Origin of the sequence: Croceitalea rosinachiae (assembly GCF_031846445.1) — a bacterium.
Classification (GTDB): Bacteria; Bacteroidota; Bacteroidia; order Flavobacteriales; family Flavobacteriaceae; genus Croceitalea; species Croceitalea rosinachiae.
This window is the reverse complement of record NZ_JAVRHR010000002.1, coordinates 319,941-340,237: the sequence shown is the minus strand read 5'-3', so window position 1 is coordinate 340,237 and position 20,297 is coordinate 319,941. Positions and strand designations below refer to the sequence as shown.

20 protein-coding genes and 1 riboswitch are annotated in these 20,297 nt (G+C 35.3%); of the genes, 12 read left to right on the top strand and 8 right to left on the bottom strand.

Annotated features, from left to right (window positions below; translation table 11 throughout):
* Positions 1 to 10: 10 nt before the first annotated feature.
* From RM706_RS09255 to RM706_RS09245, 3 genes are all read left to right on the top strand, one after another.
* On the top strand, positions 11 to 1,783 hold the full coding sequence (locus tag RM706_RS09255; RefSeq protein WP_311350776.1) for a DEAD/DEAH box helicase: 1,773 nt from the start codon (positions 11 to 13) through the stop codon (positions 1,781 to 1,783).
* Between the two features lie 76 nt (positions 1,784 to 1,859).
* On the top strand, positions 1,860 to 2,636 hold the full coding sequence (locus tag RM706_RS09250; protein ID WP_311350775.1) for a carboxypeptidase-like regulatory domain-containing protein: 777 nt from the start codon (positions 1,860 to 1,862) through the stop codon (positions 2,634 to 2,636).
* 114 nt (positions 2,637 to 2,750) lie between these two features.
* Complete coding sequence (locus RM706_RS09245; protein ID WP_311350774.1) at positions 2,751 to 4,445, top strand: alpha-amylase family glycosyl hydrolase; 1,695 nt, start codon at positions 2,751 to 2,753, stop codon at positions 4,443 to 4,445.
* A gap of 114 nt (positions 4,446 to 4,559) precedes the next feature.
* Here the strand turns inward: RM706_RS09245 and RM706_RS09240 are convergent, their stop codons facing one another.
* Entirely contained in the window at positions 4,560 to 5,087 is a 528-nt protein-coding gene (locus RM706_RS09240) for an SRPBCC family protein (protein WP_311350773.1), read from the bottom strand.
* A gap of 146 nt (positions 5,088 to 5,233) precedes the next feature.
* Here RM706_RS09240 and RM706_RS09235 point away from each other — a divergent pair, with 146 nt between their 5' ends.
* From RM706_RS09235 to purB, 3 genes are read left to right on the top strand one after another with little or no spacing between them, the layout of a single operon-like run.
* Positions 5,234 to 5,929, top strand: a complete 696-nt coding sequence (locus RM706_RS09235; protein ID WP_311350772.1) for an SIR2 family NAD-dependent protein deacylase — start codon at positions 5,234 to 5,236, stop codon at positions 5,927 to 5,929.
* A 1-nt stretch (position 5,930) separates the two neighbouring features.
* Positions 5,931 to 6,512, top strand: a complete 582-nt coding sequence (locus RM706_RS09230) for an adenylosuccinate lyase (protein WP_311350771.1) — start codon at positions 5,931 to 5,933, stop codon at positions 6,510 to 6,512.
* A gap of 35 nt (positions 6,513 to 6,547) precedes the next feature.
* The gene (gene purB, locus RM706_RS09225) at positions 6,548 to 7,891 is read left to right on the top strand and encodes an adenylosuccinate lyase (RefSeq protein ID WP_311350770.1); all 1,344 of its coding nucleotides are present in this window, start codon (positions 6,548 to 6,550) and stop codon (positions 7,889 to 7,891) included.
* A 22-nt stretch (positions 7,892 to 7,913) separates the two neighbouring features.
* Here purB and RM706_RS09220 read toward each other — a convergent pair whose 3' ends face one another.
* The 6 genes from RM706_RS09220 to RM706_RS09195 all read right to left on the bottom strand — a co-directional run bounded on the left by RM706_RS09220 (position 7,914) and on the right by RM706_RS09195 (position 11,622).
* Positions 7,914 to 8,732 carry a mechanosensitive ion channel family protein gene (locus RM706_RS09220; protein ID WP_311350769.1) on the bottom strand — a complete coding sequence of 273 codons (819 nt, stop codon included), beginning with the start codon at positions 8,730 to 8,732 and terminating at the stop codon, positions 7,914 to 7,916.
* A gap of 150 nt (positions 8,733 to 8,882) precedes the next feature.
* A complete protein-coding gene (locus RM706_RS09215; protein WP_311350768.1) occupies positions 8,883 to 9,422 on the bottom strand; it encodes a GFO_1091 family lipoprotein in 540 nt (179 codons plus the stop codon).
* Between the two features lie 72 nt (positions 9,423 to 9,494).
* Positions 9,495 to 10,040, bottom strand: coding sequence for a DUF4252 domain-containing protein (locus RM706_RS09210; protein WP_311350767.1), 546 nt, complete (start codon positions 10,038 to 10,040; stop codon positions 9,495 to 9,497).
* A gap of 80 nt (positions 10,041 to 10,120) precedes the next feature.
* Positions 10,121 to 10,666 carry a DUF4252 domain-containing protein gene (locus RM706_RS09205; protein WP_311350766.1) on the bottom strand — a complete coding sequence of 182 codons (546 nt, stop codon included), beginning with the start codon at positions 10,664 to 10,666 and terminating at the stop codon, positions 10,121 to 10,123.
* A gap of 10 nt (positions 10,667 to 10,676) precedes the next feature.
* Entirely contained in the window at positions 10,677 to 11,126 is a 450-nt protein-coding gene (locus RM706_RS09200) for a PG0215 family putative anti-sigma factor (protein WP_311350765.1), read from the bottom strand.
* Positions 11,113 to 11,622: an RNA polymerase sigma factor gene (locus RM706_RS09195; RefSeq protein ID WP_311350764.1), complete on the bottom strand. Its 510-nt coding sequence runs from the start codon at positions 11,620 to 11,622 to the stop codon at positions 11,113 to 11,115. Before RM706_RS09195 ends, RM706_RS09200 begins: the two co-directional genes overlap by 14 nt.
* Before the next feature lie 184 nt (positions 11,623 to 11,806).
* Between RM706_RS09195 and RM706_RS09190 the strand changes: the two genes are divergently transcribed.
* Positions 11,807 to 13,255 (top strand): GFO_1087 family putative carboxy terminal peptidase, encoded by a 1,449-nt coding sequence (locus tag RM706_RS09190; RefSeq protein WP_311350763.1) that lies wholly within the window; start codon positions 11,807 to 11,809, stop codon positions 13,253 to 13,255.
* Positions 13,256 to 13,310: 55 nt separating this feature from the next.
* Here RM706_RS09190 and RM706_RS09185 read toward each other — a convergent pair whose 3' ends face one another.
* Positions 13,311 to 15,206 (bottom strand): TonB-dependent receptor plug domain-containing protein, encoded by a 1,896-nt coding sequence (locus RM706_RS09185; RefSeq protein ID WP_311350762.1) that lies wholly within the window; start codon positions 15,204 to 15,206, stop codon positions 13,311 to 13,313.
* Between the two features lie 67 nt (positions 15,207 to 15,273).
* Positions 15,274 to 15,499: riboswitch (cobalamin riboswitch) on the bottom strand.
* A 1-nt stretch (position 15,500) separates the two neighbouring features.
* On the opposite strand from RM706_RS09185, the gene RM706_RS09180 reads away from it, so the two are divergent.
* The 5 genes from RM706_RS09180 to RM706_RS09160 all read left to right on the top strand — a co-directional run bounded on the left by RM706_RS09180 (position 15,501) and on the right by RM706_RS09160 (position 20,284).
* Positions 15,501 to 16,706, top strand: a complete 1,206-nt coding sequence (locus RM706_RS09180) for an ABC transporter substrate-binding protein (RefSeq protein WP_311350761.1) — start codon at positions 15,501 to 15,503, stop codon at positions 16,704 to 16,706.
* Positions 16,703 to 17,737 carry a FecCD family ABC transporter permease gene (locus tag RM706_RS09175; RefSeq protein ID WP_311350760.1) on the top strand — a complete coding sequence of 345 codons (1,035 nt, stop codon included), beginning with the start codon at positions 16,703 to 16,705 and terminating at the stop codon, positions 17,735 to 17,737. Before RM706_RS09180 ends, RM706_RS09175 begins: the two co-directional genes overlap by 4 nt.
* Before the next feature lie 2 nt (positions 17,738 to 17,739).
* Entirely contained in the window at positions 17,740 to 18,513 is a 774-nt protein-coding gene (locus tag RM706_RS09170) for an ABC transporter ATP-binding protein (protein ID WP_311350759.1), read from the top strand.
* Positions 18,514 to 18,574: 61 nt separating this feature from the next.
* Positions 18,575 to 19,918, top strand: coding sequence for a DNA recombination protein RmuC (locus RM706_RS09165; protein ID WP_311350758.1), 1,344 nt, complete (start codon positions 18,575 to 18,577; stop codon positions 19,916 to 19,918).
* Positions 19,919 to 20,284: a 6-phosphogluconate dehydrogenase gene (locus tag RM706_RS09160; protein ID WP_311350757.1), complete on the top strand. Its 366-nt coding sequence runs from the start codon at positions 19,919 to 19,921 to the stop codon at positions 20,282 to 20,284.
* Positions 20,285 to 20,297: the final 13 nt, after the last annotated feature.

The window sequence follows — 20,297 nt, the reverse complement described above, 5'->3', positions numbered from 1 at the left end:
ATAAACATACATGTCAAAATTTGAAAGTTTAGGACTGCAAAAGTCCTTATTGTCTGCCGTTGCAGATTTAGGGTTTAAAAATCCATCCGAAGTACAAGAAAAAGCTATCCCAATTTTACTGGAAAACGAAACTGATTTAGTTGCCCTAGCACAAACAGGTACAGGTAAAACTGCAGCTTTTGGCTTTCCGCTAATTCAAAAAATAGATTCAGCAAGTAGAACCACACAAGGTTTAATACTATCCCCCACTCGTGAGCTATGTCTGCAAATCACCAATGAAATGCAACTGTACTCAAAATATGAAAAAGGAGTAAATATCGTTGCTATCTACGGTGGAGCAAGTATTACAGATCAGGCACGCCAAATCAAAAGAGGTGCGCAAATAGTGGTTGCCACACCGGGTCGTATGAAAGATATGATTGGTAGAGGACTCGTTGATATTTCCAAAATTGATTACTGTATTCTTGATGAAGCGGATGAGATGTTGAATATGGGCTTCTTCGAGGATATTAAAGATATTCTCTCCAATACTCCCAAAGAAAAATCGACTTGGCTATTCTCGGCGACCATGCCAAAAGAAGTTTCTACGATTGCCAAAAAATTCATGCACAGCCCACAAGAGATTACAGTTGGTGCAAAAAATGCTGGAGCGAGCACTGTTCAACATGAGTACTATGTGGTCAGTGGACGAGATCGCTATCCGGCTTTGAAAAGACTGGCAGATGCCAATCCTGGAATCTTCTCCGTTGTTTTTTGTCGTACCAAGCGTGATACGCAACGTGTGGCCGAAAAATTAATTGAAGATGGTTATAACGCAGGTGCGCTACATGGTGATTTGAGCCAAAACCAGCGTGATTTGGTCATGAACTCTTTTCGCAAAAAACAGATACAGATGCTTGTAGCTACAGATGTAGCAGCAAGAGGTATTGATGTTGATGATATTACCCATGTTATTAACTACCAATTACCTGATGAAATTGAAACCTACACGCATAGAAGCGGTCGTACCGGTAGAGCAGGAAAATCAGGTATTTCTATGGTTATTGTCACTCGTAGTGAACTCCGCAAGATAAATGCCATTGAACGGAAAATAAAACAAGACTTTCTTGAAGTAAAAATTCCTACTGGAATCCAGATTTGTGAAATACAGCTATACCATCTAGTAAATAAAATAAAGGATACGAAAGTCAATGAAGATGTCAATGTTTACTTACCGGCTATTAATGACGTTCTGCATGGTATTGATCGTGATGAACTTATCAAAAAAATAGTTTCAGTTGAATTCACTCGCTTTTTCAATTATTACAATAAGACCAGAGACTTAAATTCTGATGATAGATCCAACAAAAGAGAGCGTGGCTCAAGGTCTGAATCCGGTGAATTACCCAAAGATGGTTCTGTACGCTATTTTATTAATGTAGGTGAGCGTGATAATTATGATTGGATGTCGCTCAAAGACTTTTTAAGGGATACTTTAGGTCTTGATAAAGACGATATATACAAAGTTGATACAAAAGATACTTTTTCATTTTTTAATACCGAAGCTAAGTTTACCCCACTTATTTTAGAAACCTTTTCAGACTTTAAAGTAGACGGACGTTTTGTAAATGTAGAAGTATCTAAAAGTCCAGGGGGAAGTCGTGGCGGCCGTGGAGGTGGCGGAAGAAGAGACCGTAATAGAGGTGGTGGAAGAAGAGATCGCAATTCTTCTTTCAAAGGCGGAAGAGGAAGCTCCGGTGGGTCAAGAAAGCCAAAGGGAAAAAGAAAACCTGGATTTTATTAGTTAAGATGTTCCCAAATCATGAGGGATAGCCATTTTGTTTTCTTTGTTTTGTATTTTTAGAATAGAAAATTGCTTCATGAAGAGACTTTTACCCTTTGTTTTTGCACTTTTTAGTGCTTTAGGTATTTCGCAAAACGAAGAAAATTCTCAAATAATTCAAGAGTTTAGGGCTACAGTCATTAATGCGCAAACCAACTTTCCCCTTGAAAGTGTGCACGTAATCAATTTAAATCAAGTAAAAGGTACAATTACAAATCAAGATGGAAAATTTGCTATTAATGCAGCTGTTAATGACACCTTGTACTTAACTTATTTAGGATTTAAACCCCAAAAGGTTAGAGTAACCAATGACATGTTCAAATTTGAAGATACTAAAATCTCATTGACAGAACTTGCTTATGCCCTGGAGGAAGTTATCGTAAGACCCTATCAATTGACTGGTTTTTTAGAAATTGATGTCAAAAACCTACCCATTAATACCTCCTATCAGTATAGTATATCAGGACTCAACAAAAGTTATGAAGCTGGCAATAAAAACCCTAGTGCGGTAACCAAAGTATTGGGTGCTATACTTAATCCTGCAGATTTATTGCGCAATTTATTTGGTAAAAAACCAAAACAAATGCGAAAGCTGAGACAGATGAAAGAAGATGATGATATTAGGGATTTATTAGCTTCTAAGTTTGACCGCGAGACACTTATTCAATTGCTTCAATTGGAAAAAATGGATATTGAAGACATCTTGAACAACTGTAACTATTCTAAATCATTTATACAGACTGCCAATGACCTGCAAATATTAGATGCCATCAGTAGTTGTTATGAAGAATATAAGGTACTGAATAGGAAATAGTTGGCTTATCCTCAAATAGTCAATAAATTATAGTGTTTTCATTAAATTTTAGTCTAAGGAAATAAATTTTATATTCTGACATGCATTTTATAGTTTTAGACAAATTCCTCAAAGATGAAAAAACTACTTATCGCTATGTCGATATTGACCTTTTTTTTTGGCTGTAAAAAAGTGAAAAAAGATGTTACCCAAAATGAAGAAGTTGCTGTTGTAACACCAGAGAATGAGGTCAAAAAAGATGTTCCCTTCTATTGGGAGGGAGCTAATATTTACTTTTTACTCACTGACCGTTTTAATAAAGGTAATCCAGAAAAAGAAGTTCATTTTAATCAAACGGATTCCACAGCTGTTTTAAGAGGGTTTGAAGGTGGCGACATTGCCGGAATATCCCAAAAAATTGATGAAGGTTATTTTACTGATTTGGGTATTAATGCCATTTGGTTTACACCTGTAGTTGAACAAGTTCATGGTTCCACCAATGAAGGTACCGGTAATACGTATGCATATCATGGTTATTGGGCAAAAGATTGGACATCGATTGACCCAAACTTTGGAACACGTAAAGACCTTGAAGATTTAGTAAAAAAAGCACATTCTAAAGGAATTCGTGTGCTATTAGATGTGGTACTTAACCACACAGGGCCAGTAACAGAAATAGACCCAGTTTGGCCAAAAGAATGGGTCCGTACCGACCCTACTTGTGAATTTACCACCTATGAAAACACAACGGCCTGTACATTAGTAGCCAATTTACCCGATATTTTGACCGAGTCTGACGAAGCTGTTGAATTACCCGATGCTCTATTAGCAAAATGGAAAGAAGAAGGTCGATTAAGTCAAGAGCTTGATGAGTTAAATCTGTTTTTTGAACGAACGGGATATCCAAGAGCTCCTAGGTTCTATATTATCAAATGGCTGACCGATTATATCCATGAATTTGGTGTAGATGGTTTCCGTGTAGATACCGTAAAGCATGTTAATGAAAACGCATGGTCGGAATTGAAGAAAGAGGCTGATTACGCTTTTGAAACTTGGAAAAAGAAGCATCCCGACCAAATATTGGATGACAATCCTTTTTATATGGTCGGGGAAGTTTACAACTATGGTATTTCAACAGGTAAGTTATTTGATTTTGGAGATAAGAAAATTGATTTTTTTGATCATGGATTTAAAAGTCTCATCAATTTTGAACTTAAAAATGATGCACAAAAAAATTATGAGTTCATCTTTAAAAAGTACAATAGATTATTAAATACCAAACTAAAAGAAAAAAGTGTTTTAAATTATTTAACATCGCATGATGACGGCAGTCCTTTTGACAAGGAACGTAAGAAACCTTATTACGCTGCCAACGTTCTTTTATTAACACCAGGGGCTTCACAAGTCTATTATGGTGATGAAACTTCACGGCCTCTTATTATTGAGGGAACTGAAGGTGATGCTACCTTACGCTCTTTTATGAATTGGGAAGACTTGGATAGCATTCCAGAAATTCAAAAGATTCATAAACACTGGCAAAAATTAGGGCAGTTTCGTGCAAACCATCCTGCCGTAGGTGCAGGAAAACATAAGCGATTGGCAAAGTCACCATATGTGTTTTCTAGAATGTATCTCAACGGAGACTATAAAGACAAGGTAGTTGTTGGCTTAAACTTGCCAAAGGGGAAAAAATCGCTTTGGGTAAAAGGTTTCTTTGGAAATGGCACCAAACTTTATGACACTTATTCTGATACTGAAGTTATGGTAAAAAACCACAAAGTGATTTTAGAAAATGACTTTGATATAGCTTTGCTTGAACTTATGGAATAGTTCTTAGAATCTTTTTTCTTTTTTATTAATATGAAACGCATACTTACAATCGGTTGCTTTGAAAATTGGCTATAGTACCAATTCTAAAAGCAACCAACTATATTTAGTTTTATACTACTTTTCCATTAAGATTTTAAGGCTAGACAATCCTTCTTCAAAATCTTTCCCCACCATTTTGTCCATACTCATGAATAACATCATAATACTCATTGGAAATTTATTTTTCCCAGAAAAGCCCCAAGTAACCTTGGTCTTACCATTAGATGTCTCATCAGTCTCAAAATAACAATCAGATTCAGACTTAAACGGCTTTAAAAAACGAAGTTCTCCCTCAATGCGTTCACCATCAATAATTTTTGTGATCTCTTGTTCACCTTCACCAACTTCTTTATTGCCCAGCCAATAACTTATTGAGCCCACTTCTCCATCAGAACCTTTAAACTCTTTTTTCATATTAGGGTCTTTTTTTGCCCATGGGCTCCATTCATCTTGTCTTTTAAGTGATCTTAAAACTGAAAAAACCTCATTCTTGGGCTTTTCAATTTCAATAGAACGTGAAACATCGTAAGTTTTCGGAGCCAACATAGCTAAAATCAATACAAGCAAAACTATGCCCGCAATGATATACAATACTGTAGTCATCTTGTTTATTTTTAATTGGTTGCGAATAAAAATACAAAAATCTTATTTGCATGGGTAAAACATAATAATTTGTCCTGCTCTCCAATTAGGCTTTATATTGAACGAGAATGCTTAATTTGTAATTTGTCATTAATGCCAATTCGTCTATGGCTAAAAGAAAAATTGTTGTTTTAACGGGAGCAGGAATGAGTGCCGAAAGTGGCCTTAAGACTTTTCGCGATGCCAATGGGTTATGGGAGGGCCATGATGTGATGCAAGTAGCTTCTCCTCAAGGTTTTGCTGCCAATCCAGAATTAGTACTCAAATTTTATAATCAGAGAAGAAAACAGTTATTAAATGTTCAACCGAATGAAGGCCATAAAGCTTTGGTGGTTCTAGCAAACCATTTTGAGGTGAAAGTGATTACTCAAAATGTGGACAACCTCCATGAACAGGCAGGAAGCACCCAAGTTATACATCTGCATGGAGAACTACTAAAAGTAAGAAGTACAGTAAATGAAAATTATATTTTAGATTGGCGAAATGATTTAAATTTAGGTGATTTAGATAAAGATGGTCATCAATTACGACCTCACATCGTTTGGTTCGGCGAAATGGTCCCTTTATTAGAAACGGCTATTGAGATTACGCAAACTGCTGATATTTTAATCATTATCGGAACTTCTATGCAAGTCTATCCAGCGGCAAGTTTAATCAATTATGTTCAACCTAATACTCCAATATATTTTATAGACCCAAAACCAAACGTTACAACTACAGATTTTGAAAACCTTACCATTATTGAACAATCTGCAACGGTAGGTCTACCCGAATTGGTAAGACTATTGAATCAAAATAAATAACATGACCGAAGACGAGCTCTTACAAAAATTAAATACGGGTCGGTTGTCTAAAAGGCAAATTGTGGGTCTTGTAGAGGAATTGGTAAAGTACCCAAGTTTGACAGAGTGTTTATTAAGAGAGATTTTTAGACAAGATAAATTGAACGAATTTAATGCAAGTTGGGTCTTTGATCATTTAATGCGCAAGCAATTGGCATATATACTGCCTCACATAAATGAATTTACTTCAAAATTAGAAAACTTGACTTCTGAATCTTGCATACGACCAATGGCTCATATTTGTCAAATGCTTTGTGAATCTTATTTCGTAAAAAATGATGCTGTTTTTAAAAATGAAATTAAGACTGCTCATCTTGAGCATCTGGTAAATGCCTGTTTTGACTGGCTTATCGGAGAACATAAAATGGCCGCTAAGGTATTCTCTATGACAAGCTTGCTTTATTTGGGTGAAAAGTTCGAATGGATACATCCTGAATTAAAAATAGTGCTTGAGAATACCATTGCTAAGGGCAGTGCTGGCTATAAACACCGAGCAAAGAAAACCCTATTAGCTCTTAATTCAAAGTCTCGAGCTGTTAACTAAAGTAGTATCTTTACCTTTTCCAAAAAACTAGGTCAATGTCTTTAAACCAACTAAACGCCATATCGCCAATTGATGGGCGTTATCGCAATAAAACTGAAGCTTTAGGTAATTACTTTTCAGAAGAAGCACTTATCAAATATAGGGTGCAAGTAGAAATTGAATATTTTATTGCACTATGTGAAATTCCATTGACCCAACTTTCAAATTTTGACAATTCTAAATTTCAAGATTTGCAGAAGATTTACCAAGATTTTTCTGCTGCTGATGCCTTAGCAATTAAAGAAATTGAGAAGACGACCAATCACGATGTAAAAGCAGTTGAGTATTTCATCAAACAAAAGTTTGATTTTTTAGGTTTACAAGAATACAAAGAGTTCATCCATTTTGGATTGACTTCTCAAGACATCAATAACACAGCTATTCCTTTTTCAATTAAAGCAGCGATGAATTATGTCTATGTTCCTCTTTATTTTGAAGTTTTTGAGAAGTTAAAGTCGTTGACAGCTGAATGGGAAACAATATCCATGTTAGCAAGAACACATGGCCAACCTGCCTCTCCTACAAGATTGGGCAAGGAGATTAACGTTTTTGTAGAGCGTTTAAAACAACAGTTTGATTTATTGAATGATATTCCTTCAGCAGCCAAATTTGGAGGTGCAACTGGTAATTATAATGCGCATAAAGTAGCATATCCAAATACGGATTGGAAAGCTTTTGGACAACAATTTGTGCAAGAAAAACTCGGATTGCATCACTCATTTCCTACTACACAGATTGAACATTATGACCATATGGCCGCATTATTTGATTGCTTAAAACGAATCAATACCATTATAATTGATTTGAACAGGGATATGTGGACGTATATATCAATGGATTATTTTAAACAAAAAATCAAAAAAGGAGAAGTCGGCTCTTCTGCTATGCCACATAAGGTGAATCCGATAGATTTTGAAAATTCAGAAGGTAATTTAGGTCTCGCGAATGCTATTTTTGAGCATCTATCAGCAAAATTGCCTGTTTCTAGATTACAGCGTGATTTAACAGATAGTACGGTATTGCGAAACGTTGGAGTACCGTTTGCACATACGGTAGTTGCCTTTCAATCTACCTTAAAAGGGTTGAACAAACTAGTTTTAAATGCCAATAAATTTGAACAAGACCTAGAAAATAATTGGGCTATTGTTGCTGAGGCAATTCAAACTATTCTGCGCAGAGAAGGATATCCAAACCCATACGAGGCATTAAAAGGATTGACACGTACCAATGAAAAAATCAATCAAAAGTCAATTGCTGATTTCATAGAAACTTTAGAGGTTTCAGATACTATTAAAATGGAATTAAAAAAAATAACCCCAGCGAATTACACTGGGGTTTAACTGGAATAAGATAAATTTTATACTATTTTGCATGCTTGATAACTTCCACTTCATGTGGGTAAGGAATTTCAATTCCTGCTTTATCAAGTGCTAATTTGCACTTTTCATAAGTTGCAAAATAAACATCCCAATAATCTTCAGGTTTTGAAAAAGGTCTAACTGCGAAATTGACCGAACTATCGGCAAGTTCTAAAACATTAACAGATGGTTCCGGGTCCTTTAAAACTTTTGGATTAGAAGTCAGAACGTCTAGCAATACTTCTTTCACTTTTTTAATATCTTCTTCATAAGCTACCCCTATTACAGCATCTACGCGTATCTTTCCTTCAGCGGTATAGTTCACAATATTACCATTGGCCATTGCTCCATTGGGTACAATAATCAGTTTGTTTTCTGGAGAAACCAACTTTGTAGTGAAGATTTCAATTTCCTTTACCGATCCAAGTTCTCCTTGTGCCTCAATTAAATCACCTATCCTGTACGGTTTAAATATCATAATTAGTACACCACCAGCAAAATTAGAAAGTGAGCCCTGTAAAGCTAAACCAACTGCTAAACCAGCTGCTGCAATCACCGCAGCCAAACTAGTAGTTTCAACACCTAAAGTTGAAATGACAGTTATAATTAAAAAGATTTTCAAGGCCCATGAAACAAGGTTCATTAAAAACTTTTGCAAAGACTGGTCATAACTTCCTTTGGCCATTACTTTGCGTAATACTCCAACGAGCTTTTTAATAATCCATGAACCAATGATGTAAATAAGAATGGCTCCGATTACTTTGGGACCATATTGGGTAATAAAATCAATTCCTTTGTCTATCCAGACTTGAGCATCTTCCATAGTTATATTTAATTTATTAGTGTTTTCAAAAAATGAGACACTAATATAATAATTAGGTCACGAACAATCTTAGGAAAATATAAAATCTATGGTGCAAAAAATCCTGAGCTACAAAAGTAGTTCAGGATTTAAAACTTAGTTAAGTTTAGACTATCCTTTTAAAAACTTTCCAATCTCGCCAAGGCCTTCACCTTTATAATCTGATTTTTGAATGGCTTGCATTAATTGCACCACATGGGCTGGGTTCATATCTTTACCTAGAACCCTTACTAAAGCAAAACCCTTGTCATCACTTGCTCCATAAATGATTACCTCGTCAATAGCATTATCATCTCCAAGATATTTAACCACTCCTTTGCCATATTGCGAATTGATTTTCATAAGTTCCACAAAATCATCATTCTTCAAAATCTCTTTTACCTTCGCTTTTTCCAACTTAAAATCTGCTGAATTAGATTCAGTTTTTCTAAAAGCAAGCAGATTAAACTTTTTCAAAGATTCCACCGCTTCCTTTTGACCGTTGGTCAAATCCACTTCATCCATTTTTAAAATACTCGCGGGAATATCTAAAGAAATAAAATTTGGGTTCTCTTGATTATCCACATAATATTCTTGTAGACTTTGTTGTGAAGCGCATGAACCTAGCAAAACTGCTATTAGCAACACCGCACCTTTAATTGATTTTTTCATTTTTATATTTTTTTGATTGACTTATTATATAAGTCATCATTTAAGTTGTTTTGTTACAATTAACTACGATAATTATTTACCTCCTTTAGCTTTTTTAAGTTGCTTCGGTAAATTCATTTTATTCGTTATCGTTCCAATTTTATTCAAATCAATATCACCGGTCATGGTCAACAAAACAGTTTCAAAATTAGGCCTGTTTTCTTTCTTACCCTTATCATCTATACCAGTAACAAACATTAACAATTCGGAAACATGATTAGAATTTCGGCCGTTTTTGATGTAAAATCTAACATTGGTATCGCCATCTTTCACTCGCATCATTTCATCAAGCGATGCGGATTTTACATATTTCTTCATTGTTGCCGCCATATCAGCTGATGCTGAAGCATCTTCGGATACAAAAATCTTGATATCATCAATACTCTTTGCTAGTTCTATAAATTCTAGGGTTTCCTTGTCCTGCTCATCGGCGGACATGCTAGCAACAATTCCTAACAGGCCTTTGTTGATAATAACCGTTCCTACATTTTCAGAATCTTGATATTTATCAAATATAGATTGTGAAATACCTATAAAGGGCAATAAACCGACTAATATTAAAGCTAAATATTTTTTCATGATGTTGTTTTTTGATTAATGAATCAGTGAGCAATTATTATTGACAATTGCTCACTGATTTCCTGTTGATTGATGATTGATTATTGCTTTTTACCTGCTTTATTCAATTCGTCAGGCAAATTCATTTTTTTGGTCAATGAATTGATTTTATTTAAATCAATATCGCCTGTTAATGAAAGTAATACAGTTTCAAACTTTCTATCGTTAACTTCTAAGTCTACATCTTTTAAACCGGTAACAAACATCAACAGTTCACTTACATGATTACTATCTTTACCCTCTTTGATATAAAACTTAACATTGGCGTCTTTGTCCTTAATACGCATCAATTCGGTAAGAGATGATTTTTTCAAATAACCATTTACGGAAGCCTTCATGTCTGCCCCAATAGACTGGTTATCTGTAGTAAACACCTTAAGGCTTTTTAAACTAGTGGCAATATCCACAAAGTCTTGCGCTTCTGGATCATCTACCTCAACATCAATCTTAGCCAATAGATTGAACATACTCTGGTTCACCACTACTGATGTTACGTCATCTAACTCTTCATACTTATCAAAAAGTGACTGTGAAAAACCAGATAATGGTAATACTGCTACTAATAGAATTAAAATATTCTTTCTCATTTTTTTATTATTAATTATTACTATAAACTTTTTGTTTTGCAACTTCAAATTCTTTTAGCAAGGCTACTTTTTCAGTGCCCTTTCCAAAATTTTCTGCTAAAAGGTTTAAAGCCTCTTTTGTTTGTTGATAGGCAACTCTTGCCTGTCTTTGCTCTTGGTAATTTTGATACGTGTTATTACCGAAATACACTCCAAAGGCTAACACTACTGCCGCCGCAACGGAAACCCATCTATAATTGAATTTTCTTCTAGGTTTTACGAGCTCCGAAAAGGGCGCTGCTTTTGTAAACTGCTCTTCTTTGGCTTTAGAGAAATATGTAAACATCGGTTGATATTGTTCAAGATGCGTTGCTACGCTATCTTTATTGAAATATACCCGCAGTACCTCTTCTTCAGCAACTGTTGCAGTCGCTTCAAAATACTTCTCTAATAATTCTTCTATGTGCTTATGCGATTCCATAGTTATGCTTTTTCATTAATTTTTCTCTTACCGTTTTTCTTGCTCTTGACAATGTTACACGCACTGCCGTCGGTTTCATATCCAACAAATCCGAGATTTCTTCAAAGTCATAGTCCTCAACATCTCTAAGCTGCAATACCATTTTTTGTTGTTCGGGCAATTCATCCATAATACGCTCTACCCAGCTAACACTATCTTCAGTTTCTAACTGTTTTTGTAACGAGGTATTTTCATCTTGGTAATTACTATGTACCAGTTTCAAATTACCCGCCTGCTTTGACTTTAAACGATCTAAGCAAAAATTCTTAGTCATTGTCATCGCAAAGGCTTCTATACTTTTATATTGAGCCATTGCTTCATTTTTTGACCATAGTCTCAATAAAATTTCTTGTGTCGCATCTTCAGCCTCTTCACGCGATACCAATAACCGCTTGGCCATACGATAAAGCTTATCCTTAAAGGGCATCACAAGATTTAAAAACTCTTTCTGTTGCATTTGGTGGTTGAATTGCTATAAATCATTTAATGGGCTACAACTTGAAGACGAAACATAACGAATATTGTTACAAATAGCATTAAAAGTTTATGAGATGTAAGTATTTTAGGGTTTTCGAAACTAAAGTTGTTATAGTATAACTACTAGTTTGGAATACTAATTGCTACTGAAATAAATAAAAGCTATGAGAAAAACTCTTTTTTTATTCATTGGATTAGGATTGCTGCTAAACGCATGCAACAACGACGATGATAATGGTTTAAATCCTACTTCTGCCGAAGTTACAGTTCAAAATTTTATGTGGCAGGCTATGAATGAATGGTATTTTTGGCAAGAAGATGTAGCTGATTTAGCAGATAATCGTTTTGTAAATAATCAAGAATATACAGAATACCTTCAAGCTGGCGGAGACCCAGAAAGTTTTATAGAAAGTCTACTTTTTGCAGAAGACCGCTTCACTTTTTATAATAAAGATTTTGAAGTGCTGCTGAATTCTTTATCAGGAATTCAAAAAAGTAATGGTCTTCAAACATTTTCTGTAGATCTCTTGTCTGATAATAGTGATGATAATCGCTTTTTATTTGTCCGAAATGTAATTCCTGGTTCTGATGCTGCAAATCAAGGAATTAAAAGAGGTGATGTTTTTTATGGTGTGGATGGAGTTCAGTTTACCTCTCAAAATATTTCTGATCTGCTTAGTCCAGATACATATACTTTAAACAGAGGCGAATTAGATGTTGTAAATAGATTGGTCAATACAACTTACGAAGAAGTGACTATTACGAAAGAAGAAAACTTTTTAGAACCCCCAATTAGATTAGCTACCACATTAGATATCAATGGAACAAAGATTGGGTATTTAATGTACCAGCGCTTTAATAGCGATTTTAATGAAGAGTTGAATGATGTTTTTGGGCAATTTGTTGCAGATGGGGTTACAGATTTGGTTTTAGACATGCGATACAACCCAGGTGGTTCTGTAAATACATCACGTCTTTTGGCAAGTATGATTTATGGTACAAATACTAACGAACTATATATTCGACAACGCTGGAACAATAAACAGCAAGCACGTTTTTCAGATGCGCAACTTGAAGACTTTTTTGCTGATCAAGTAAGTACGGGTATGCCTTTGAATTCTTTAAACCTAAGTAGGGTATTTGTACTAGCAACCGGGAGTTCAGCTTCGGCAAGCGAGCTAATCATGAACGGTTTAGATCCTTATGTAGAGGTTGTTCATATAGGAACAACTACTAGAGGTAAAAATGAGTTCTCTATTTCTTTAGTAGATGACCCTGATAATAGATATAGTTATACACCATCAAGAGTGGATAATATTAATCCAGATAACAAATGGATTATTCAACCCCTAGTGGGTAGAAATGAAAATTCTGTTGGATTTATTGATTATACGGCGGGGTTCTCTCCTGATTTTGAATTAAGAGAAGATGTTTTTGACCTTGGCTCTTTCGGTGACCCTAATGAGCCTTTACTTGCAAGGGCCATTGAAGAAATAACAAATGTTAGTAGCAAAAGTCTAACCAAAGAACAATTTTCCAAATCTCCAAATGAGGTTATCGAAATTGATTCTCAAGAAAGGGGAATCATGATTTTGGATAAGTCATTACAATAAATCGAAATTGAAATCGATTAAAAAGGCAGCTTGGTGTACCAAACTGCCTTTTTAATTATAAACTTACATTCAGTCCTAAATTGTAGTTTCTACCTCTAGTACTATAACCAATAATTTCTTGATAATCTTCATTAAAAATATTGGTGATGTTTATAAACAACTTCAATTTGTTGTTTTTAAATTGATGTCCAAAGTAAAAGTCAATTAACGAATAGGCATCAAGCGCTACATTTTGAAAAGTGCTGAAATCGGTATCTTCTCTGCTTCCAACATACTGATAAGTTATAGCGGTATTCGTTCTATCTGAAATCTTATAATTAAGGTTTGCATTAGCTCTGTGTTTAGGCAAACGAACTCGATTTCCTTCATTTAGCTCGGTAAAAGTATAATTTGCGGTAAAATTTAGGCCTAAAAACAATTCTGAAGCAATTTCAAACTCGACACCTTGTATTTTTGCTTCACCTTCTGCGTTAGTATACTGTGAGATGAAATTAGCTGGATCAATTGTTGTAAAAAGTACTGTATTCATCTCATTTCGGTTAAAATAAAGTCCACTAAAGCGTAACTTCTTTCCGAGGTTCCATTCAAAACCACTTTCCAATGTTCTATTCTCTTCTGCTTCTAGGTCAGGATTTCCAAACGTACCATCAAACAATTGAAATAGACTTGGTGCTATAAACGATGTGCTGTAGGAGCCTAAAAATTTGCCATATCCACTCCCTAGCCCAAAAGTATAAGAAGGATTAAAATTGTAGGTCAGTTGGCTGCCGTATTCACTATGCTTATTTAGTCTAGCACCGGCGTTTAGATTTAATCCAAATTCTGATACATAGACCATATTTGCATAGGGATCATTATTTGTATACGTCACTTCTTCTGCAAACAGAGTTTCGTTTTTTTGATAATTAAAACCAATAATGCTATATAACTGTTCACCAAAGACATATTTGTTAAAAATATCCACATTATATCCTTTTGACTCAAAGACTGATGGAAAATCTGAAATCGTTTCTCGGTCAATATTTGTGATACTGGCATTCATGGAGATACTTCCGTTTTGATATTTAAAACTCGGAGCTATTGCAAAACGAAGCTGTTCAGAAACAGATTTGTCATTAGTATCGGCAAACTGAAAAAGTGGAGCAGGAAAACCATCAATGTCATTCTTTATCTTATCAAAACTTCCAAATACTTTCAAATTGAATGCCTCAGAAAATCTGTACCCAAGCTTAATATTGGTATTAATTCTTGAAAAGGTATCTTCTTCTGTATTGACACCAGAAGCTGCTGATAGCCCATCGGTATATTGGTTTGCAAAACCAATGACATAACTAAACTTTTCTAATGTTCCATTAATGTTCAGTCCATTATTAAAATTAGAAATGGTTTTGTTATCATCATCTTGGCTAGCATTTGTACCTAGTATAGAACTCAGACTAAGCGCTACCTTTTCTTTAGATGCATTTTTTGTGGTAATGCTAATTACCGCTGTTGCCGCAGCATTACCATAGAGCGTACTTGCTGCACCCTTAATAATCTCAATGTTCTCAATAGTATTCAAATCTAACAACCTTAAATCAAAGTCATTGGCAATTTGTGATGGGTCATTTACTTGAATACCGTCAATTAGCACAAGTACCTGTCTATTGTTACCACCTCGAACAAAATAACTCAAATTTTGACCGGCTACACTCCTACTCCCATTAATTTCAATTCCGCTTTTTGAATTAATAAGTTCTGCTATCGATCTACCCTGATTTTGAACAATCTCAGCTGCGGTAATTTTAATTATTGTTTTACCTGAATTTTCACGTTTTAATGCAAAACGCGAATCACTTACCACCACTTCATCCAATTGCTGAATTGCCATCGAATCTGTTACTTGTTCTTGTGCTTCCATTTGTGCACAATAAAGAACTAGGGTAAAAAACCCTGCTACTACTTTTTTCATTTTTACTTTTAATTACTCGGAAGAACCATAGGTATCCCTACGCAAACTTTTATCCCGAAAGTTTAACATTTGTCGTTTGAATATGGCAGGTCTCCTGGCTCGTAATTTGCATTTTACCTTCCCACTAGAAAACTTTCTAGCAGTGGTTTGAAGTAAATACAACTTGCTTATACAAGAAAGATGCTGACTGATTCAGCATATACTCACAGTTGCGGGAACAGCTCTAGTTTTTCACTAGATTCCCTTTTAATCATATAAATTGAATTATATGAACCAAAATTCGCTGCGAATCTAATGATTTTGTTTAACCTTTCTACAAAAGTTAAATACCCTATTTTTGAAACCATGGAAAAAATGCTCTTAAAAGCAGTTCGTTTTTGTCTTATTCTGATGACGGTGGCATCTTGTAAAAAAGAATCCAAATCAACAAATACAGTAGTTGAGCAGAATGATGAACTAGTGCAATATGCAGTTGGTTTTGATATTGACAAGTCTGGAGATTTTCCTGTTATTCATGTAACGAACCCATGGCCAAATGCGAAACAACGTTTTACCTATGCATTTATTCCAAAAGATAGATTGTCCAAAATTACGTTTCAAAAAGAAGCGTACGATGCAGTTATAAGCACACCTATTCAAAACCTAGTTGTAACCTCAACTACACATATACCTGCTCTCGAGAGTTTAGGCGGCTTGAACAAATTGATAGGATTTCCAGACATAAGGTATATCTCGTCAATGCCAGCAAGACAACTAATAAATTCAGGTAAAATCAAAGAATTGGGCAGTAATCAATCACTAAATACCGAAATGGTGCTTGAAATGAGTCCCGACGCCGTGGTGGGATTTGCTATTGACAACCAAAATTCGACCTACGAGGTACTACAAAAATCGGGTATACCAATACTTTATAATGGGGATTGGACAGAGCAGACACCTTTAGGGAAAGCCGAATGGATTAAGTTTTTTGGAGTATTATTAGGAAAGGAAAAAGAAGCCGATAGTATTTTTAAGACGATAGCATCTTCTTATAATCAAGTTAAAGAACTTGCCAGAACAGCCAAAAAAAGACCTACAGTTTTAAGTGGTGCCCTATATAAAGATGTATGGTATTTACCCGCTGGAAAAAGCTGGGCTGCACAATTTTTAGCGGATGCCAATGCAGATTACCTTTGGGCTGATTCGGAAGGAACAGGTAGCCTCTCTTTGAGTTTAGAAACAGCTCTTGAAAAAGGGCAAGATGCTGAGTTCTGGATTTCTCCATCTCAATTCACTACATACGATGATTTAATTAATGCCAATAATCATTATTCTGAATTTGAAGCTTTTAAAAATAAACACTTATTCACCTTTTCAGCTACTAAAGGACCTACAGGAGGGTTACTCTATTATGAACTTGCCCCACAACGTCCAGATTTGGTACTAAAAGACCTAGTACATATTTTTCATCCAGAAGTACTGCCTAATCATGTCCTATACTTTTTCACCCCTTTGAAATGAAAATAGTAAAAGGTTCATATTCAGCATGGTTTTTTGCATTGCTTTTGATGCTAATTTTAGTCATGCTATTAAATATCAGTTTAGGTAGTGTTTCCATTCCATTTAAAGATACCATAAAGGTCATTTTTGGCGGCGAACTAGAAACGGCTTCGTGGGAATATATTGTTTTAAACTATCGCATTCCAAAAGCCTTAACCGCAATTTTGGTGGGTGGTGGATTAGCGGTAAGTGGCTTACTTATGCAAACTTTATTTCGGAATCCATTAGCAGGGCCTTTTGTCTTGGGAATAAGTTCTGGAGCAAGCCTTGGAGCCGCTCTTTTACTCATGGGAGCTTCACTTTTATCTGGTTTTGCACTAATGCAGTTTTTAAATGATGTATCATTGGTTATTGCTGCAAGCGCAGGCAGTGTATTGGTGCTTTTAGTAGTTATGGTAGTTGCGAACAGGGTTCGCGATACGATGACCTTACTTATTATCGGGTTGATGTTCGGAAGCATAACCGCAGCAATAGTTAGCGTGCTTGCCTATTTTTCTGATGCTGAACAGTTGCAACGTTTTATATTCTGGTCGTATGGTTCGGTAGGTAATTTATCGTGGAACCAATTGTCCATTTTGTTCAGTATCGTACTTATAGGATTACTATTCGCCATAGGAACCATTAAAAGTCTAAATGCCTTTTTACTTGGGGAGAACTATGCCAAAAGCCTTGGTATACCTCTGAAAAAGTCAAAGTATTTGATTATCACAGCAACAAGCTTATTAGCTGGAGGAATTACGGCCTTTGCAGGACCAATTGCTTTTATAGGTCTTGCAGTTCCGCACTTAACGCGACAGTTGTTTCATACCATGGAACATCGCATCCTTTTACCTGCAGTATTTTTGTATGGAGGCATTTTAATGCTTTTATGTGATTGTATCGCACAATTGCCAAATTCGGCAAATGTATTACCTATCAATGCCATTACCTCAATTATTGGTGCCCCCATTGTAATTTGGTTATTGGTAAAAAAACGAAAGCTTTTCTTTTAACTATGGCGTCAAAAGTTAACATCTCGGCACGAGAACTTCATATTGGCTATGGTACTCAACAAATAGCAAATACTATAAACTTCAAATTGAATGAGGGCCAATTATGCGGTGTTGTGGGAATCAACGGAATAGGAAAGTCCACCTTATTAAGAACCATGTGTAATCTACAGCCCGCTCTAAAAGGGGAAATAAAAATTAAGGATAAATCTCTTGATAATTTGACTTCTTTAGAACAGTCTAAACAACTAAGTGTTGTACTTACTGAAAGTATTGCTTCAAAAAACCTTACCGTGTCTGAATTAATAGCGCTCAGTCGACAGCCTTATACCAATTGGATTGGTTCTTTAACTGAGAAAGATAAAGAATTCATTCAGAACAGTTTAGACATTTTTGAACTAAACAACTTAAAAAAACAGAAGTGCTATGAACTTAGTGATGGTCAATTACAACGCGTACTCATCGCAAGAGCAATGGCACAAGATACGGCCGTTATTTTGTTGGATGAGCCTACAACTCATCTTGACCTTTACCATAAAGTTCAAATTCTAAAACTCTTAAAACAATTGGTTAAAGAACATCAAAAAACGATTCTATTCACCACTCATGAGATTAACTTGGCCATACAACTTTGTGACAAAATTCTATTGTTAGATGGAAAGAACAACCCTTTTGGTTCGCCATCTGAGTTGATTGAAAAAAAATATTTTGAGACTCTTTTTCCCTCAGAAACTGTTATTTTCGATACTAAAACCGGTTCCTTCAAAGTGAATAAGTAATTTTATTTACCATCTTTAAAAGTCATTTATCCATTATCTTTATCCATAGAAAAGTCGCCGAATGAGTACTGAGTTTGTTTATGTGATTATTGCCTTAATCTGTTTGGGATTGGGTGTGTTTTTAGGTCTGTATATTCAAAGATTAAAAACAAAATCCAATCAAAGTGAATTGGAAGCCGAGAACAGACAAATAAACGGTTCCATCACCACCTTGAATGAAAAGCTTCTTATTGAAAGTGAAGAAAAAAGACTATTGCAATCTGAGAAGGAAAAATTGGGTCAAGACTATGTTCGCTTAGAAAGTGTAAATGAAAATTTGCAAAGGGTGAATAGAGAGCAAAAAGAAGAAGTGGAAAAGTTACAAGAAAAATTTACCAAAGAATTTGAAAACTTGGCCAATAAAATTCTTGATGAAAAGAGCGAAAAATTCACAAAGCAGAATAAACTTAATATTGAGAGTATATTGACTCCTCTTGATAAAAAAATAAAAGAGTTTGAAAAAAAGGTTGAGGATACACAAAAAGAAAATATTACAATTCATTCAGCTTTAAAAGAGCAGTTATTGAATCTTCAAAACCAAAACCTTAAAATCACCCAAGAGGCTGAAAACTTGACAAAAGCCTTGAAAGGTGATAGTAAGATGCAGGGCAATTGGGGCGAATTAGTATTGGAACGGGTTCTAGAAAAATCAGGACTTGAAAAAGACCGTGAATATAGTGTTCAACAAAGCTTTCAGCGAGAAGATGGTTCTCGGGTCCTGCCAGATGTAATTATCAACTTACCGGATGGTAAAAAAATGATTGTGGATTCGAAGGTTTCATTGACAGATTATGAGCGTTATGTCAATGCCGACAATGAATTCAAAGAAAAACATCTTAAAGACCATATCAACTCGCTCAGAAAACATGTAGAACAACTTTCCTCCAAAAAGTACGAAGATTTGTATGAAATGGAGAGTCCTGATTTTGTACTCCTTTTTGTTCCCATAGAACCCGCTTTTGCAGTTGCAATTAATCAAGACAACTCTTTATACAATAAGGCCTTTGAACAAAATATTGTTATTGTGACTCCCTCAACATTATTGGCAACGCTGCGTACCATTGACACCATGTGGAACAATGAAAAGCAGCAAAAGAATGCCATTGAAATTGCCAGGCAAGCGGGTGCGCTTTATGACAAGTTTGAGGGTTTTGTAACTGATTTGACTAGAGTTGGTAAAAAAATGGACGAGGCCAAGATTGAATATCGCGGGGCGATGAATAAATTAGTAGAAGGTCGAGGCAATATTGTGACCAGTATAGAAAAATTAAAAAAAATGGGGGCAAAAGCAAAAAAGTCCATTCCTGAACCTATTTTGAAAAGAGCTGAGGAAGATGACTTTGAACAATCAAAATTAGAAATGTAAATGCGCAAGTTTCTTTTTATCCTTATTTCTGTTGTTATTCTTGGAATAGCGGGTTATTTCGCATTTGTGTACTATGTTCCGTTCAGTGAGGGCTATCGCTCTGGTGAACTCATCAAATTCAGTCGAAAAGGAGTGCTGGCAAAAACTTGGGAAGGCGAAATAAGTCAAGGTATTTCTGGAGCACAAATATTTGAGTTTTCGGTTGAAGATAGTCAAATGGAAGTCATTGAAAATCTAAAAGATTTTCAAGGTAAATATGTAAAGGTTACCTATAAAGAACTCTATTCCACTTTCTTTTGGTTGGGTGATACCAAATATTTTATCATTGCAGTTGAACCTGAAAAATCTCCTCATTTTGGCAACTAAATCCAAAAAGTTT

Coding starts and splice junctions, on each gene's coding strand:
- RM706_RS09255 (WP_311350776.1), top strand. CDS start 11: ATGTCAAAATTTGAAAGTTTAGGACTGCAAAAGTCCTTATTGTCTGCC.
- RM706_RS09250 (WP_311350775.1), top strand. CDS start 1,860: ATGAAGAGACTTTTACCCTTTGTTTTTGCACTTTTTAGTGCTTTAGGT.
- RM706_RS09245 (WP_311350774.1), top strand. CDS start 2,751: ATGAAAAAACTACTTATCGCTATGTCGATATTGACCTTTTTTTTTGGC.
- RM706_RS09240 (WP_311350773.1), bottom strand. CDS start 5,087: ATGACTACAGTATTGTATATCATTGCGGGCATAGTTTTGCTTGTATTG.
- RM706_RS09235 (WP_311350772.1), top strand. CDS start 5,234: ATGGCTAAAAGAAAAATTGTTGTTTTAACGGGAGCAGGAATGAGTGCC.
- RM706_RS09230 (WP_311350771.1), top strand. CDS start 5,931: ATGACCGAAGACGAGCTCTTACAAAAATTAAATACGGGTCGGTTGTCT.
- purB (WP_311350770.1), top strand. CDS start 6,548: ATGTCTTTAAACCAACTAAACGCCATATCGCCAATTGATGGGCGTTAT.
- RM706_RS09220 (WP_311350769.1), bottom strand. CDS start 8,732: ATGGAAGATGCTCAAGTCTGGATAGACAAAGGAATTGATTTTATTACC.
- RM706_RS09215 (WP_311350768.1), bottom strand. CDS start 9,422: ATGAAAAAATCAATTAAAGGTGCGGTGTTGCTAATAGCAGTTTTGCTA.
- RM706_RS09210 (WP_311350767.1), bottom strand. CDS start 10,040: ATGAAAAAATATTTAGCTTTAATATTAGTCGGTTTATTGCCCTTTATA.
- RM706_RS09205 (WP_311350766.1), bottom strand. CDS start 10,666: ATGAGAAAGAATATTTTAATTCTATTAGTAGCAGTATTACCATTATCT.
- RM706_RS09200 (WP_311350765.1), bottom strand. CDS start 11,126: ATGGAATCGCATAAGCACATAGAAGAATTATTAGAGAAGTATTTTGAA.
- RM706_RS09195 (WP_311350764.1), bottom strand. CDS start 11,622: ATGCAACAGAAAGAGTTTTTAAATCTTGTGATGCCCTTTAAGGATAAG.
- RM706_RS09190 (WP_311350763.1), top strand. CDS start 11,807: ATGAGAAAAACTCTTTTTTTATTCATTGGATTAGGATTGCTGCTAAAC.
- RM706_RS09185 (WP_311350762.1), bottom strand. CDS start 15,206: ATGAAAAAAGTAGTAGCAGGGTTTTTTACCCTAGTTCTTTATTGTGCA.
- RM706_RS09180 (WP_311350761.1), top strand. CDS start 15,501: ATGATTTTGTTTAACCTTTCTACAAAAGTTAAATACCCTATTTTTGAA.
- RM706_RS09175 (WP_311350760.1), top strand. CDS start 16,703: ATGAAAATAGTAAAAGGTTCATATTCAGCATGGTTTTTTGCATTGCTT.
- RM706_RS09170 (WP_311350759.1), top strand. CDS start 17,740: ATGGCGTCAAAAGTTAACATCTCGGCACGAGAACTTCATATTGGCTAT.
- RM706_RS09165 (WP_311350758.1), top strand. CDS start 18,575: ATGAGTACTGAGTTTGTTTATGTGATTATTGCCTTAATCTGTTTGGGA.
- RM706_RS09160 (WP_311350757.1), top strand. CDS start 19,919: ATGCGCAAGTTTCTTTTTATCCTTATTTCTGTTGTTATTCTTGGAATA.